15 protein-coding genes are annotated in these 17,619 nt (G+C 28.7%); all 15 read left to right on the top strand.

The features are described from left to right. Positions 1-27: 27 nt before the first annotated feature. The 15 genes from Q3223_RS00335 (at position 28) to Q3223_RS00265 (ending at position 17,369) form a co-directional block, all read left to right on the top strand. Positions 28-1,083, top strand: coding sequence for a cell wall-binding repeat-containing protein (locus Q3223_RS00335; protein ID WP_054271359.1), 1,056 nt, complete (start codon positions 28-30; stop codon positions 1,081-1,083). A 113-nt stretch (positions 1,084-1,196) separates the two neighbouring features. Then, the gene (gene murJ, locus Q3223_RS00330; protein WP_054271358.1) at positions 1,197-2,753 is read left to right on the top strand and encodes a murein biosynthesis integral membrane protein MurJ; all 1,557 of its coding nucleotides are present in this window, start codon (positions 1,197-1,199) and stop codon (positions 2,751-2,753) included. Between the two features lie 45 nt (positions 2,754-2,798). Next, positions 2,799-4,505, top strand: coding sequence for a phospho-sugar mutase (locus tag Q3223_RS00325; RefSeq protein WP_284182283.1), 1,707 nt, complete (start codon positions 2,799-2,801; stop codon positions 4,503-4,505). A 21-nt stretch (positions 4,506-4,526) separates the two neighbouring features. Beyond that, positions 4,527-5,600, top strand: a complete 1,074-nt coding sequence (locus Q3223_RS00320) for a mannose-1-phosphate guanylyltransferase (protein WP_054271356.1) — start codon at positions 4,527-4,529, stop codon at positions 5,598-5,600. Between the two features lie 11 nt (positions 5,601-5,611). Then, a complete protein-coding gene (locus Q3223_RS00315; protein WP_284182282.1) occupies positions 5,612-6,334 on the top strand; it encodes a glycosyltransferase in 723 nt (240 codons plus the stop codon). A gap of 15 nt (positions 6,335-6,349) precedes the next feature. Beyond that, a complete protein-coding gene (locus tag Q3223_RS00310; protein ID WP_054271354.1) occupies positions 6,350-7,507 on the top strand; it encodes a hypothetical protein in 1,158 nt (385 codons plus the stop codon). Between the two features lie 2 nt (positions 7,508-7,509). Then, the gene (locus tag Q3223_RS00305) at positions 7,510-8,349 is read left to right on the top strand and encodes a glycosyltransferase family 2 protein (protein WP_074178800.1); all 840 of its coding nucleotides are present in this window, start codon (positions 7,510-7,512) and stop codon (positions 8,347-8,349) included. 14 nt (positions 8,350-8,363) lie between these two features. Continuing rightward, positions 8,364-9,539, top strand: a complete 1,176-nt coding sequence (locus Q3223_RS00300; protein WP_054271352.1) for a CDP-glycerol glycerophosphotransferase family protein — start codon at positions 8,364-8,366, stop codon at positions 9,537-9,539. A gap of 28 nt (positions 9,540-9,567) precedes the next feature. Continuing rightward, entirely contained in the window at positions 9,568-10,317 is a 750-nt protein-coding gene (locus Q3223_RS00295) for a glycosyltransferase family 2 protein (protein ID WP_054271351.1), read from the top strand. A gap of 21 nt (positions 10,318-10,338) precedes the next feature. Then, positions 10,339-11,247 carry a glycosyltransferase family A protein gene (locus tag Q3223_RS00290; protein ID WP_284182281.1) on the top strand — a complete coding sequence of 303 codons (909 nt, stop codon included), beginning with the start codon at positions 10,339-10,341 and terminating at the stop codon, positions 11,245-11,247. Positions 11,248-11,294: 47 nt separating this feature from the next. After that, positions 11,295-12,047: a glycosyltransferase family 2 protein gene (locus Q3223_RS00285; RefSeq protein WP_054271349.1), complete on the top strand. Its 753-nt coding sequence runs from the start codon at positions 11,295-11,297 to the stop codon at positions 12,045-12,047. 26 nt (positions 12,048-12,073) lie between these two features. Next, positions 12,074-13,369 carry a UDP-glucose/GDP-mannose dehydrogenase family protein gene (locus Q3223_RS00280; protein ID WP_054271348.1) on the top strand — a complete coding sequence of 432 codons (1,296 nt, stop codon included), beginning with the start codon at positions 12,074-12,076 and terminating at the stop codon, positions 13,367-13,369. 5 nt (positions 13,370-13,374) lie between these two features. Then, on the top strand, positions 13,375-14,466 hold the full coding sequence (locus tag Q3223_RS00275; protein ID WP_219672929.1) for a glycosyltransferase: 1,092 nt from the start codon (positions 13,375-13,377) through the stop codon (positions 14,464-14,466). Positions 14,467-14,549: 83 nt separating this feature from the next. After that, positions 14,550-16,463: a nucleoside-diphosphate sugar epimerase/dehydratase gene (locus tag Q3223_RS00270; RefSeq protein WP_284182280.1), complete on the top strand. Its 1,914-nt coding sequence runs from the start codon at positions 14,550-14,552 to the stop codon at positions 16,461-16,463. A gap of 198 nt (positions 16,464-16,661) precedes the next feature. Then, positions 16,662-17,369 carry a C40 family peptidase gene (locus Q3223_RS00265; RefSeq protein ID WP_054277358.1) on the top strand — a complete coding sequence of 236 codons (708 nt, stop codon included), beginning with the start codon at positions 16,662-16,664 and terminating at the stop codon, positions 17,367-17,369. The last annotated feature ends 250 nt before the right edge of the window (positions 17,370-17,619 follow it).

The raw sequence follows: 17,619 nt of genomic DNA, 5'->3' as shown, positions 1-17,619 counted from the left end.
ACAAAAAAAGAAAAGGAATGAGAACTTATGATTAAAAAAATTTCTACTATATTATCGTTAGTTTTATTAATCTCTATTTCTAGTACGATAGGAGTATTTGCAGATGCAAATCCTAAGGAAGAGTTAATAGAAGGAAGTATACCAGAGATTTCTACAGAGTTAAATAAAAGAGTATTTAAGAGTTCTAAGGAAGTAATTCTTGTAAATGAAGATTCAATTGTAGATAGTATAAGTGCAACACCTTTAGCCTATTTAAAAAATGCCCCAATAGTTGTAACTAAGAGTAAAAATCTTGGGAGAGTAACAAGAAATTATCTAAAAGAACTAGGTACAGAGAAAGTTACAATAATAGGTGGTTTAAAAGCAGTATCTAAAGATGCTGAGCGTACTATAGAAAGAATGGGAATGAAAGTTGAAAGAATAAGAGGAAAAGACAGATATGATACATCCTTAAAGATAGCTAGAGAAATGTATAGAACTGTAGGGTTCGATAAGGTATTTTTACTTAGCTCAACTGTAGGATTAGAGAATGCCATATCTGTATATTCTTATGCCGCTAAAAATGGAATGCCAATAATATGGGCTAAAGATGAAGGTTTTGAAGAACAAATTGATTTCCTAAAAGGTAAAGACCTTGAAACAATATATGCACTAGGTGATTCAAAAGAGTTTATTGCAGAAGTTGATTCTAGCTTAAAGAATATAGAAGGTATAAAGCAAATAAATAAATCAAGTACAAATATCGATTTAATAAAGAAGTTTTATAATGAAAAAGATATAAAGAAAATATATACTGCTAGTTTAGACTTTGGTAGTAGGTCTGATGTAAATGAATATATTTCTTTGGGAGTAGTATCAGCTAAAGAAAATATGCCAATACTGATTTGTAGTGATAACTTAAGTAGTACACAAGATAAATTCTTAAAAAGTAACAATATAAATGAGGTAGTTGAAGTTGGATATGCAGTAGGGGATTATAGTCTATTAAAGAGTATATTTAATCTAACATCCTTATCTTGTATAATATTAATACTATTATTGCTATTGATTACATTTAGGGCACTTAGATATGATTCAATATAGTCTTTAATTTATAAGGAAGCTTTTCATAGGTTAGATTTATTTAATCAGAATAATGTTTATAAGCAGTTTTAAAAGTTCTACTTTTAGAGTTTAAATAGATAAGGAGAAAGAAAATGTCAAAAACAGCTAAAGCAGCATTGTGGATTATGGCAGCCACTATGTTTTCAAAAGTATTAGGTTTCCTTAGAGAACTTGTACTTGCAAATTTCTATGGGACAGGTATGTATGCAGACGTATTTGTATTAACATTAAATATACCTGGTTTAATCATAGCAGTCATAGGCTCTGCAATTGCTACAACTTATATACCTATGTACTTTGAAACAAAGAAAAGACTTGGAGATGAAGGTGCTTTAAAATTTACTAATAATGTTTTAAATATATGCTATATAATGGCTATAATAATAGCTATTCTTGGGCTTTTATTTACAGAGCAATTTGTTACAGTATTTGCAGCAGGATTTAGAAATGACCCTGCTAAGTTCCAAGCAGCAATACTATTTACTAAAATAATGATTTCAGGAGTTCTGTTCCTGAGTGGAAGTAAAATATTTAGTTCATTTTTACAGGTGAATGACAGTTTTGTAATTCCTGGTCTTATAGGAATTCCATATAATATTATAATAATAGCAGCAATAGCATTAAGTGCAGGTAAAAATGTATGGATACTACCAGCGGGAGCACTGATTGCTATGGCAAGTCAACTATTATTTCAGTTGCCATTTGCGTTTAAGAAGTCCTACAAGTATAAGCCATATATAAATTTTAAGGATGAGTCTATAAAAGAATTAGTTAATCTAGTATTACCTATGTTAATAGGGGTAGCTGTTGGACAGTTAAATATATTTGTCGACAGGTTATTGGCAACGACTTTAGGGGATGGAAAGTTGTCAGCTCTTAACTATGCAAATAGACTAAATGAATTTGTTATGGCATTATTCGTAACATCAATAATAACAGTTATATATCCTAAGCTAGCAAAGATGTCAGGTAAAGATAATAAAGAAGGATTTATAAGTACTATTGTAAAATCATCTAACTGTATCATATTGGTGGTGCTTCCTATATCTATTGGAGCTATCATATTAGCAGAACCTTTAGTTAGAATCTTATTCCAAAGAGGTAAATTCGACGCATTATCAACAGACCTTACATCTATAGCACTTAGATTATATTCACTAGGTTTATTAGCGTGTGGAGTAAGAGATGTTTTATATAGGGCATTTTACTCTCTTGCAGATACAAAGACACCAATGATAAATGGAAGTATAGCTTTAATAATAAATATAGTTCTTAATTTAATATTGATAAGACCACTTGGTCATGCAGGTATTGCTATATCAACTAGTACTTCAAATATAATTACAGTTATATTATTGTTTATATCTCTTAAAAAGAAAAATGGATATTTTGGAGGAGATAAAATTATAAAGACTGGTCTAAAAAGTTTGGTAGCATCAGGAGTAATGGCAGTAGTCACTTTATTGATATATAATAACCTATATGCATTTATGGGTGCAGGAACAATTAAAGAAATCATATCAGTTGGAGTAGGAGTATTAGGTGGAGCTTCTGTATATACGATATTGATAGTTTTATTTAAAGTAGAAGAGATGGACTTAGCTTTTGAATTTTTAAGAAAAGGAAAACAAAAACTACTTAAAAGATAGACCCTTACATTAGAAAATTAAAATAAAGTCAGAAAGGATGAAAATATGGATTATAAGAATAATTATGAAATGTGGTTAAATTCTCCTTATTTTGATGAACAAACGAAAAATGAGCTATTAAGCATAAAAGATGATGAAAAAGAAATACAAGATAGATTCTACAAAAACTTAGAGTTTGGAACAGGTGGTTTAAGAGGTATAATAGGAGCGGGAACTAATAGAATCAATATTTATACTGTTAGACGTGCGACACTTGGAGTTTTAAATTATATCATAAAGACTCAAGGAGAAGAAGGAAAACAAAAGGGAATAGTTATAGCACATGATAGTAGATACATGTCGAGAGAGTTTTGTATAGAAGTAGCAAAGACTCTAAGTGCTTATGGTGTAAAGGCTTATATTTTTGAAGAATTAAAGCCTACACCAGAACTTTCTTTTGCTGTTAGATACTTAAAGTGTGCTATGGGCGTAGTAATAACAGCAAGTCACAATCCTAAAGAGTACAATGGATATAAGGTATATGACTCAGAGGGGGGTCAAATCTGTATAGATATGGCAAATGATATAATAGCAGAAGTTAATAAGATTGATGATTACAGTGTTATTAAGAGTTTAGATTTTAAAGAAGCTTTATCTAAAGATTTAATAACTATATTAGATAATGAAGTAGATGACGAATTTATAAAAGCTGTTAAGAAGCAAGCGTTAAGACAAAATATAATAAATGAATATGGTAAAAAATTAAAAATAATATATACACCTATTCATGGAACTGGAAATAAGCCAGTAAGAAGAGTCTTAAATGAATGTGGATTTGAAAATGTGATGGTGGTTAAGGAACAAGAATTACCAGATTCTAATTTTTCAACAGTTAAGTATCCTAATCCTGAGGAAAAGTCAGTATTTAATATAGCTATTGAAATGGCAAAGAGTAATAATACTGATTTGGTAATAGGAACAGACCCTGATTGTGATAGAGTAGGGGTTGTTGTAAAAGATTCAAGTGGTGAATATATAGTCTTAAATGGAAATCAAGTTGGCTCACTTTTAGTTAGATATATAATAGAGAGTTTAGTTGAAGAAAATAAACTTCCTAAAAACAATCCTACAATAATAAAAACTATAGTTACATCAGAGTTAGGTGCAAAAATAGCGAAGGCTTATAATGTAGATTGTTTAAATACTTTAACGGGATTTAAATTTATAGGAGAAAAAATAAAAGAATTTGAAGAAAGTAATGATAGAAGCTTTATAATGGGATATGAGGAAAGCTATGGTTACTTAATTGGAACTCATGCTAGAGATAAAGATGGTGTTGTATCTTCACTTATGATATGTGAAATGGCAGCATATTATTCTTCAAAAGGTATGAACCTGTATGAAGCTATGATAGATACATATAATAAATTTGGATATTATAAGGAAGAATTAAAGTCAGTGACTTTAAAAGGTATAGATGGAATAAAAAAAATAAAAGAGATGATGCTTTACTTTAGAAGTGTTAAAATAGATAATGTGGCTGATGTAAAAGTAGATAAGATTTTGGATTATAAGGATGGAGTAGATGATTTACCTAAATCAGATGTACTTAAATTTTTACTTGAAGATGGCTCTTGGATAGCTATAAGACCTTCAGGTACAGAACCTAAAATTAAATTTTACTTTGGAGCAAACTCAGACAACCAAGAAGATGTAGAATTAAAATTGAAAAATTTAATATCTTATATATTAAATGTAGTGGATTCTATATAAAAAGCTAAGGGGAGATAAACAATGAAAGTATACAATGTCATAATGGCTGGAGGAGGAGGAACTCGTTTCTGGCCACTTAGTAGACAAGAAGTACCTAAACAGCTTATAAATTTAAGTGGAGAAGATGCTTTAATAAATGAAACTATAAACAGAATAGATTCTCTAGCAAAAAAAGACGATTTATTTATAGTAACTAATGAGAAGCAATTGGAAGCTTTAAAGGATACAGTAAAAGATAAATGTTTAGATGGCAACATATTGCCAGAACCATGTGCCAGAAATACAGCAGCAGCTATAGGTTTTGCAGCTTTTAACATAATGAAAAAATATGGTGATGGTGTTATGTGTGTATATCCAGCTGACCATTATATAAAAGATGAAAAAGAATTTAAATCTATATTAGAAAAAGCTATCTATATAGCGGAAAACAATGATAAACTAGTAACTATTGGTATAACGCCTACATTTCCATCAACAGGATATGGATACATAAATTTTAATAGAGAAAACACAATAGAAAATGTTGCATATGAAGTAGTGGAGTTTGTAGAAAAGCCAAATTATGAAATTGCTAAAGAATATGTAAACTCTAAAAAATATGTATGGAATAGTGGAATGTTTGTATGGAAGGTATCTAAAATATTAGAAGATTTTAAGAGGTACTTACCTAAAGTATATGAAAAATTAGAAGAAATCAGCAATTACTTAGGTACAAAGGAAGAAATAGAAAAAATAAAAGAAATATATCCAACAATACAATCAATTTCCATAGATTATGGTATTATGGAAAGAAGTAATGATGTTATAGTAGTTCCTGGCGATTTTGGGTGGAATGATGTTGGGTCTTGGGATTCTCTAGGTGCAATATATCCAACTGATAATGAAGGTAACATCAAAAGAGGTGAAAATATTACTATAGACACTAAAAATTCAATTATATATTCAGATGACAAATTAATATCGACAATAGGTATTAGTGATTTGATAGTAGTATCTACAAATGATGCAGTTATGGTTTGTAGAAAAGATAAAGCTCAAGATGTCAAAAAGATAGTAGAGCAATTAAAAGAAGAAGATAGACAAGAATATATGTAGGAGGTGCTCATTTGATTCCTAAAAAAATACATTATGTATGGTTTGGTGGTCCAAAAGGAAATATAGAAAATATATGTATAAATTCTTGGAAAGAAAAGCTTCCAGAATATGAGATAGTAGAGTGGAATGAAAAAAACTTTGATATAGAGAAGGAAATAAAAGGAAATAAGTTTTTGGAAGAATGTTATAAAAGAAAGCTTTGGGCATTCATATCTGATTATACAAGAATAAAAGTACTCTATGAACAAGGTGGAGTTTATATGGATACAGATATGCAAATATTAAAGGATATAACTCCTCTTTTAGAAAATAATAAGCTAATCTGTGGGTATGAAGATGATAGAGAATATATAAATGGTGCTATAATAGGTGTAGAAAAAGGACATCCTTTTTTAAAAGACTTATTGGAGTATTATGAAAAAGAAGTACTTACTTCTTCATTGTTTACAATACCAAAGATAATGACTCACCTTATGGAAAAAAATTATAAGAAGATTGACCCAAATAATTATGAAGAAGGCATTCGTGTCTATGATAAAGAATATTTTTATCCTTTTGGATTTAAAGAAGACTTTACACCAGAATGTATAACAGAAAACACTTTTGGTATACATTGGTGGGGAAAAAGTTGGGCTAAAAAGAGAAATTATTTCTTAGAAAGCAAACATTTAACAGGTGCAAATAAGATATGGAAGTGTTGTAAAATATTTGCAAGTAATACTTTACGAAACTAAAAGGGAGAAAGTAAAATGAAGACTTTAAACGATGATAGAAATATTATGATGAAAAAATATCTTTATATATTTGTTTTGTTTATCATAGTACTTAGAAAGTATATGATATCATTTATTGACCCAAATATAAATCTAGGGATGATTAAATCAGCGTTATTTTATTCTTCAATAGGAATACTAATGCTACTTTTTTTATTTGATAAGAGAAAAAGTATAACAGAAATGTTTCTAGTTGGAGCTTGTGTCTTACTTTATGTATTAAATAGAGAAGGAGCTATATTATTAATTGTATTACTAGCTGTATCAGCTAAACAAATAGATGATAAATATATAGTTAAAAGTTACTTAATAATATCTGCATGTTTTTTAATAGCAGCTATATTATTATTTAATTTATTTCCTTCGTTAGTATTTAATCAAGAAGTCCACTATAGATATATAGAAAATATAGATATGCTTGTTACAAGAATGGATTTTGGGCTTGGTAATCCAAATAGTGTATTTTATCATATGGTTACTATATATGCAGCATATATATTCTTAAGATATAAAAACTATAATAAATGGGATAGAATAATTTTATTTGGTTCTGCATTTTTTGTTTATCAAACGACATATAGTAGAACAGGCTTTTTTACTATATTAGCAGGATTAATATTTGTAGAAATAATAAGATTGATAAACATAAAAAAAATAAAAGGTCTACCAACACTTGTAAAGATGTTGCCAATAATACTTACTTTATCCAGTGTAGCTATTGGTATAATGTTTTCTAAGAGTAGTATATTAAATAGATTATTAGCAAGTAGACCTAAGTATTGGCATGTATACTTAGCTGAAGCAGGAAATTTTATGAAACCTTTTGGAAATTCATATAGCGCAGCTATAAAAGCGACTAATCCATTAGACAGTTCTTATATATATATAATTAGTGTATTAGGAGTAATTGCTTGCATATTATTTATGTATTTGATGTATAAAGGCATAGGAAGTTTTATAGAGAAAGATAAGAAAGAGTATTTAGTAGCTTTATTCATATTTTTATTATACTCTTTTGCAGAAAACTTACTATTAGAGGCTTCATTTAGTTTTGCAATAGTATTACTAATAAAAGAAGTAATATTAAATGATAAAAGAAATGTAGAACTGTGGAAAATGAAAAGTAGGAGGTAGTAATGTTAATATCATTAATAATGCCAACATTAAATAGATATGATGATATATACTTACTTATGGACAGCTTAGAAAGTCAAACTTACAAAAACTTTGAACTTATAGTAGTGGATCAAAACGATAATAACAAAGTTAAGGAGATAGTTGACAAATACATTGATAAGTTAGATATAAAGTATATAAAAAGCGATAAGCTGGGATTAAGTTATAACAGAAATGTAGGAATAAATAACGCTAAAGGTCAAATTATAGGTTTCCCTGATGATGACTGTGTTTATGAAAATAATACATTAGAAAAAGTTATAAACTTCTTTAATCAAAATAAAGACTATAAAATATACAGTTGCAAGACTATGGATGCAAATAAAATTGATGCATTTAAAAAAATGGCGGATGGAACTTGTGATATTACAAGTTCCAACGTTTTAAATACTATAACATCTATAACTTTTTTTGTTGACTTTGAAGAGAAAGAATATACAAGATTTGATGAAAAATTAGGTGTTGGTGGAGAATTTGGTGCTGGTGAAGAGATAGATTATGTTTTAAATTTATTGAGCTTAGGATTTAAAGGAAAATACTTTGGAGATGATATAATTTACCATCCTGCAAAAAAACATTCTAAATCTAAAGAAAAGTATCAAAAAGATTATAACTATGGAAGAGGTTTTGGAGCACTTTGTAAAAAAGAAATAGTCTATAGAAAGAATTATAAGTTTGTAAAGGTTATGGCATCAAAACTTGTAAGAAATATAGGTGGTCTTATATTGAGTTCCAACAGAGATTATCATAGTGCCACTATAAAAGGAAGAATTAATGGATTTAGACAGTATAAGTTATAATGAGGATGGTGTTTATGGACAAGGTTAAATTTTTAATAAATATGCTTTTGGCTTTTTTTATGTATCCATTTAGTAAGCATAAGTTTAATGGTAGAAATATCTGGCTTATAGGTGGACATTCAGGAGATATATACAATGATAATGCGAAGTTCTTTTATGAGTATATGTTGAAGGAGCATAATGATGTAGAGACTTATTGGGTGGTAAATAAAGACAGTAAAGTATTTGATAAAATTCCAGGTAAAAAATTAATAAGAGGAAGTGTAGAAAACTATCTATATTATTACAATTCAAAAGCCATAGTATTTTCACATGCGCCATCAGCAGATATAGCACCATATAACTTTGCTGTACCTGTTCTTAATTATTTTCATAAAAAGACAGTAAAAGTATTCTTAAATCATGGGACTATAAGTTTTAAAAAGAGAAAACCAATGAATAAAAAATTCAAAAATATTATAGACAATCTATATAAAAGCTATAATATAGTTACAGCAAGTTCTGAGTTTGAAAGAAATGTTATGGTAGATGATTGGGGAATGTTAGATGACTCAGTTTATATAATTGGAAATGCAAGATATGACAATTTACCAACAAATGAAGTTGCACAAACACGAGATATATTATATACTCCTACATGGAGAGATTGGATAAAATTTAGTTCAGGAAAATTTACAGATACAGATTATTTTAAAAGTATAATGAATTTTTTGAATGATGATAAGTTAAATAAAATACTAGATGAGAAAGATATAAATGTAAAAATTTATATGCATCATCTTATGCATGAGTTTATAGATGACATAAAAGAAAATATAACGGGAAAACGAATTGTGTTTTTAGACAAAGGGGTAACTCTAGCAAATGAAATTAGAAAATCAGCTGCAAATATAACTGATTATTCAAGTGTAGCTATAGACTTTTTATATATGAATAGACCTATACTGTTTTACCAATTTGATTTGGAGGAATATATGGAAAAAGTTGATTCATATATAGATTTGAAAGGTGAAATGTTTGGGTCTTTAGCTTATAATAATGATGAAGCTGTGAATAAACTTATTGATATTATTGAAAATAATTTTGAGGTTATGGGTAACCAAAAAAATGAGAGAAATAAGTTTTTCAGATATAATGACAATAAGAACTGCAAGAGGATATATGATTGTGTAATAAGTAAAATTAAATAAATATTTTATAAATGATGAGGAAGGTAATATGAAGAAGAATTTAGTATCTATAATTACTCCCATGTATAATTCTGAAAAATTTATTGAAGCAACCATAAAATCAGTATTAAACCAAACTTATCAAGAATGGGAAATGTTAATTATTGATGATTGCTCAACAGATAATAGTCCTAATATAGTCAAATCTTATATGCAACAGGATAGCAGAATAAAATGTATAAAGACTGAGACTAATAAGGGTGTCTCTAATGCTAGAAATTTAGCACTAAGTAAGGCAACAGGACAATTTATAGCTTTTTTAGATAGTGATGACCAATGGAATAGTAGTAAGTTAGAAAAACAAGTAAACTTTATGTTAGAAAATGATTATGTAATATCATTTACTTCATATGAACTGATGGATGAAAATGACAAAAAATTAAACAAGGTAATAAAAGTACCACCTAATGTAGATTATAGGAGATTATTGAAAGGAAATATCTTAGGATGTCTTACTGTTGTAATTGATAAGTCTAAACTAGATTTTGAAATAAAAATGAGTGGTGTAAGACATGAAGATTATGTTTTATGGTTATCTATATTGAAAAGAGGGCATATTGCCCACGGAATAAACGAAGTTTTAGCATTATATAGAAAGTCTAGTAATTCACTAAGTGGTAATAAAATAAAAGCTGCCATGTGGACTTGGAATATATATAGAAATATAGAAAAAATACCTCTATACAAAGCTGTATACTACTTTATTAATTATGGAATAAATGGAATCAAAAAAAGTTAGATAGAGAGGAAGATTTAATTAATGTATAAATATAAATTTACTGTATTTACTCCAACATATAATAGAGCTCATTTACTTGAAAATTTGTACGATGATTTAAAAGCTCAAACTTATGGCTTCAATGATTTTGAATGGCTGATTGTTGATGATGGAAGTGAAGATGGTACTAAAGAATTAGTTGAAAAATTTATATCAGAAAATAAATTAAATATAAGATATATATACAAAGAAAATGGAGGAAAACATACTGCAATAAATCTAGGTGTAAAAAATGCAGATGGAGAACTATTTTTCATTGTAGATAGTGATGATGGTTTAATTAAAGATTCTCTTGAAATTGCTAATGATGAATGGAATTCTGTAGAGAATAAAGAAGGATTTAGTGGAGTTGTTGGACTTTGTGTATACCCAAGTGGAGATTTAATAGGGACAGAAATGCCTGAAGATAAGAAAATATGTCACTTTGCAGACCTATATTTTAAGTACGGTGTTAAGGGAGATAAAAGTATAGTATTTGTAACTGATGAACTTATAAAATTTCCTTTTCCAGAAAGAAAAGAAGTGAGATTTTTACCAGAAAGTGTAGTATGGAATGAAATGTCTAAATACTATAAAGTTAAATGTGTAAACAAGCCTATGATAATAAGAGATTATTTGGATGATGGTTTAACAAAAAATATCTTAAGTAAAAATTCGTTAAGAGGTAGAGCATTAGAATTTTTATATTTGATAAATCAAAATACATATCCTTTAGGTAGATATCCATATATGTGGATAAAAAATTACATAAATTTAGCTAGATATTCGTTATTGTCTGATAGCCATTATTTTGGAGAAATCAATAAAATATCTGATAAATTGTTGTATTTAGTATTATTCCCATTAGGATATTACAAATATATTGGACAAAGAAAATTAGTATCTAAGTAAACTTGTTGGTATAGTACTGCTAGTTGCTATATAAGGAGAGTAAAAATATGAATGAGCCTTTAGTATCGATAATTACTCCTGTATATAATTCAGAAGAGTTTTTATCAGAGACAATAAAGTCAATCCAAAATCAAACTTATAAAAATTGGCAGCTTTTATTAGTGGATGATTGTTCTAAGGACAATTCAAGTGAAATTATAAAAAGTTTTCAAAAAGAAGATGCTAGAATAAAATATATAAAGCTTGAAAAAAATTCTGGAGCTGCAGTATCTAGGAATGTAGGAATTAAAAATGCGGAAGGTCGATTTATTGCATTTATAGATAGTGATGATTTATGGGATAGTAAAAAGTTAGAAATTCAGATAGGATATATGTTAAAAGAAAATATCGGATTTTCTTTTACATCTTATAGATATATGAGAGAAGATGGAACAAAAACAAGTAAAGTTGCAAGAGCTCCTAAAAAGATTGACTATGAAGGACTACTTAGAAATACTATAATAGGGTGCTCTACCGTAGTCATTGATAAGAATATCGTAGGCGAATTTAATATGCCTTTGGTAAGAAGAGGACAAGATACTGCAACTTGGTTACAATTACTTAAAAAAGAAGAGTATGCGTATGGTATTTATGAAGATTTAGTAAATTACAGATTAGTTGGAAATTCTATATCTAGTAATAAAATAAAAGCATTAAAAAGAACTTGGAATACTTATAGAAATGTTGAAAATTTAAGTTTGCCAAAAAGTCTATATGTATTTTGTTTTTATGTCTTTAATGCTATCAAGAAGAGAGTATAAGTTTTATATACTTGGAGGTAAAAATAATGAAAATAGCTATAGCTGGGACTGGATATGTAGGATTGGTTACAGGCGTTTGTCTAGCAGAAGTAGGTAATGAGAATATAATTTGTGTTGATGTAGACGAACAAAAGGTTAAATCAATGAAGCTAGGAATAGCTCCTATATATGAAGAAGGCCTAGAAGAACTTATGGTTAAAAATTACAATAGAGGAAGAATAGATTACACTACTGACTATAAAAAAGCTTATGAAGATGTAGATGTAATATTAATAGCTGTAGGTACACCAGAGAGAAGTGATGGTTCAGCTAATTTAGATTATATAAAGGCAGTTGCAAAGCAAATAGCTGAAACTGTAACGAAAGATACTCTAGTGGTAATAAAATCTACAGTGCCAATTGGTACAAATGAAGAAATAGAAGATTATATAAGTAGAAATTTAAAAAATGATGTAAAAATAGAACTGGCATCTAATCCAGAGTTTTTGTCACAAGGAACAGCAGTAAGAGATACTTTACATGCCTCAAGAATCGTTATAGGTGTAGAAAGTGAATGGGCTAGAGACATATTACAGAAAATTTATGAGCCTTTTAATCAACCTATAATAGTTACAAATAGAAATAGTGCTGAAATGATAAAGTATGCATCAAATAATTTCTTGGCACTTAAAATATCATTTATGAATGATATTGCAAATCTTTGTGAAATAGCTGGAGCTAATGTAGAAGATGTGGCTTTAGGAATGAGTTATGATGATAGAATTGGAAGTAAGTTTTTAAAGGCAGGTATCGGGTATGGAGGTTCTTGTTTTCCAAAAGATACAAAAGCACTTCATTGGTTATCTGAACATAATGGCTATGAACTAAAAACAGTAAAGGCTGCAATCGAAGTTAATGAAAGTCAGAAGCTTAAATTAGTTAGAAAAGCATCAAAGTTAGTTGAGAGTTTTCAAGATATGAAGGTTGCTGTACTAGGTCTTACTTTTAAACCTGATACTGATGATATAAGAGAAGCACCATCTATACCAAATATAAAATATTTGCTTGAAAGAGGAGCAAGAGTAACAGTATATGACCCAATTGGTGTCAGCAATACTAAGAAAATATTTGGCGATTCTATACTTTATGCCAATTCTATAGATGATACAATAGAAGATGCAGAGATATGTTTTATAATGACAGAATGGAAAGATGTCTTAAATTATGATATACATAAGTATAAGGAAAAGATGAAAAATCCTTTAGTTCTTGATGGAAGAAACTGCTATAAGGTTAAAGATATGGAAGAACTTGGGATTGAGTATTATTCGATAGGAAGGTAAAGATTATGAAGACTGTTTGTTATTTAGCTGATGGGTCAAATCCTCATACTTTAAAATGGTGTAGTTTTTTTAAAAATAAAGGATATGATATTCATGTAATCTCTCTAAATGGAGGTCACATGGAAGGGATAAAAATTTATGACTTTGGTTCTAATGTAGAAGAACTAAAGAATGAAAAAATTTCTAAAAAAACAGGATATTTAGGCTCAATAAAAAAAATAAAGAAGTTAGTGAATGAAATAAAGCCAGATATATTGCATGCACAATATGCAAGTAGTTATGGATTTATAGGAAGTTTACTTGGGTATCATCCATATATTATTTCTGTTTGGGGTACTGATATTTACGATTTCCCTAACAATGGTTTTATACAAAAACAAATTATAAAGCATAACTTTAGAAAAGCAGACTATATTTTTTCAAATAGTAGAGATATGGCTAAAGAGGCTAATAAATATACAGCAAAACATGTAGATGTAACCTTTTTCGGAGTAGATATGGATAGATTTAAACCTATGGAAGTAGAAAAAGAAGATGCTTTTGTAATAGGAATTATAAAAAGTTTAGAAAAAAAATATGGAATAGAATATTTAATACAAGCTTTTAAGATGTTGAAAGATGAATATAAAGATAAGAGAATAATTCTTAAAATAGGTGGCTCTGGGAGCCAGATGGACAACCTAATAAATTTAACTAAGGAATTAGGTGTAGAAGAAGATGTTCAATTCTTAGGAAGAATATCTCCAGAGAATGTCAGCAAGACTTTTAATTCTTTTGATGTAACTGTGTTTCCTTCTTTAAGAGAGGGATTTGGTGTGGCAGCTATAGAATCAGAAGCCTGTCAAGTACCTGTAATAGTTACGAATGTAGGTGGACATCCAGAATCTGTATGGGAAAATGAAACTGGCTTAATTGTAGAACCAAAACAACCAGAAGAAATAAAAAATGCGATAGTAAAATTAATGGAAGATGATGAACTTAGACTTAGTATGGGTACAAAAGGACGTCAGTTTGTTAAAGAAAATTATGAAGTTAATCTAAACTTTAATGATATAGAAAAAATTTATGACTCTATATTAGATAAACATAAAAAATAAAATTAAAAAATACAGCAAAAGATAGATGTTGTTGGCTATGCTTAGGTGCGTAGCTTTTGCTGTTTAATGGAGGGCTTCTAGTTATGCGAGAAGGTATAGATTTAGAGAAAGAAAGCTTTTTTAATAAGCTTTTTAAGAAATATAAATTTAGACAATTAACATTATTAATTCTAGATATTTGTAGCGTGCTAGTAGCATTTCGAATGTCTTTAAGTCTTACAGGTAATTTAAATGTATTTACTATTAATGATGTAATAATTTCAGTTTGTATATATATTGTACTTCATATAGTATCATTTAGATTATTTAAGTGTTATAACACATTATGGAGATATGCAGGCGAAGAAGAAATTGTCTCTATTTTTATTGCAACTTTAGCCTATTTAATACCAGCTTATATAATCAATAAATTATTGGGCTTTGACTATCCCATAATGTTTTATGTATTAAATACAATATTTATTATAATGTTTACAAGTGGTGCAAGAATAGCGTATAGAGCTATAAGAATAGTCATGAATAAGACTTATTCTAGAGGAAAGGTTTCAAATATCCTTATAATTGGTGCAGGGGATGCTGGAGAAATGGTTATACAGGAGTTAAAAAGAAATCCAGAACTTAAAAAAGTAGCAGTGGCTATAATAGATGATGATGAAAATAAGGTTGGAAGAATAATTCATAATGTAAAGATTGTAGGGGCAACTTCAAATATAAAAGATGTAGTTGAAAAATACAATATAGATGAAATAATCTTTTCAATTGCAAATATAGAAAAATATAGAAAAAAAGAAATTATTGATATATGTAAGAATACTAATTGTAAAATAAAGACAATACCAGGAATTTACGAAATTATAGACGGAAAAGTAGATATAAAACAGATTAGAGAAGTAGATATAGAAGATTTATTGGGGAGAGAGCCAATAAAAACAAATTTAAGAGAGATAAGCAATTATATTGAAGGAAAAGTAATTCTAATAACTGGAGGTGGAGGCTCAATTGGTTCAGAGCTTTGCAGACAGATTGCAGGATTTAATCCTAAAGAGCTTATTATAGTTGATAATTATGAAAATAATGCTTATGCGATACAACAAGAATTGATTAGAAAATATAGAAATAAATTGGACTTAAAGACAATAATAGCATCAATAAGAGAAGAAAAAAGAATGGATGAGATATTTAATAAATATAAGCCAGAAGTAGTATTTCATGCAGCAGCACATAAACATGTTCCTCTTATGGAATCAAGTCCTGGTGAAGCTATAAAGAATAACATATTTGGGACTTTAAACATAGCAGGCTTATCCTCAAAATATAGAGCTAAGAAATTTGTTCTTATATCTACAGATAAGGCTGTAAATCCTACTAACATAATGGGAGCTACTAAAAGGGCAGCTGAAATGATTATACAGACTATTAATGCTGAAAGTGAGACTGAATTTGTTGCTGTTAGATTTGGAAACGTACTTGGAAGTAATGGAAGTGTAATTCCACTCTTTAAAAAGCAAATAGAAGATGGTGGGCCAGTTACAGTTACACATCCAGATATCATTAGATATTTTATGACAATACCAGAAGCAGTAGGATTGGTTATACAAGCTGGAGCTATGGCTAAAGGTGGAGAAATATTTGTGCTTGATATGGGAGAGCCTGTAAAGATATTGGATTTAGCGAAAAATTTGATTAAATTCAGTGGATTTGAGCCAGATGTTGATATAAAAATTGAATTTTCTGGTCTTAGACCAGGAGAAAAATTATATGAAGAACTACTTATGTCAGAAGAAGGTCTATTGGATACAGAGCATAAAAAGATTTTTATTGGGAGACCAATAGATGTTGATAGAGAAAAAATAACAAAATACTTAAAACTTTTAAGAGAAATTACTAACAATGAAGAAATTGAAAAAATAGATAGTGTTATGAGAAAATTAGTGCCAACTTACATTAAACCAGAAGATGCTAATGTCAAGGAAATTGCAATAACTCGGGAGAAGTAGAATATATTTCTAATTTGTAACCAGGGGGAGCAAAAAGAAACAAATATATAAGAAAAAGAAACAAAAGATTACAAAAAGATTACAAAAAGATTACAAAAAAGGTTGCAATTTATTTTGATGTAAGTTAGAATGTTAATTAGGAATTGGAAACGAAGGAACAAAATGTTAAATTTTCGAAAGGATTAGGTATTTGAGATTATGATGAATATTAAAAATAAAAAACATATATTAAAAAAATTTATAGCTATGGTGTTAATAGCAGGAGTTGTCACAGTAGAAGCAGGAGCAATAACAGCTAGTGCGGCAGAGCTAACTAATTCACCTATGACTGCAACAGTAGACCAATGTGATTTCTTAAATATGAGAAGTGGAGCTAGTGCAAATGACTCAGTAGTAGGAAAGATAAACACAGGAGACAAAGTTGAGGTTTTAGAATTACATTCAAATGGATGGCTTAAAATAAAAACAGTTGACAATGTTACAGGATGGGTAAATGGAGACTATTTAACTATTGAAGGTGGAAATGTAGATGCAAAGGTACAAAATGTTTTAAACTTAGCATTTAAGCAACAAGGTAAGCCATATAGATGGGGAGCAACTGGACCAAACTCTTTTGATTGTTCTGGGTTCACTTCTTATGTCTATAAAAATGGAGCAGGAGTTAATTTACCAAGAGTATCAAGATCACAAGCAACAGTAGGAAAGAAAGTATCAAGAGCAGAATTAAAACCAGGAGATTTAGTTTTCTTTGGTTCAGGTGGTTCAATTAATCATGTTGGATTGTATGTAGGAGATTCTAAATTCATACATTCACCACAAACAGGAGATGTAGTAAAAGTTACTAGCATGGCTCCAGGAACAAATTATGGAAGAAGACTTATAACTGCTACACGTGTTTTACAATAATAATATAGATTTACATAGGATTGAATATTAACATTAAGTATGTAGAGTTACATTTAATGTTTTACATAAATATTGAAACGGTTAGTAATATTAAAATAGCAATGAACGTTATAAAAACAGCAAAGAAGATAAATTTCTTTGCTGTTTTTTTTATAATAAATTATCTCATATTATAATCAAATATTAAATATAAATTTTAACTATATTATTCAATATTTGACAGATAATATGAATTTTAGATATACTTAGT

This window comes from Clostridioides sp. GD02367 (genome assembly GCF_045900275.1).
Classification (GTDB): Bacteria; Bacillota; Clostridia; order Peptostreptococcales; family Peptostreptococcaceae; genus Clostridioides; species Clostridioides difficile_A.
The sequence above is the reverse complement of the archived record's forward strand: the minus strand, read 5'-3'. Positions and strand labels throughout refer to the sequence as shown.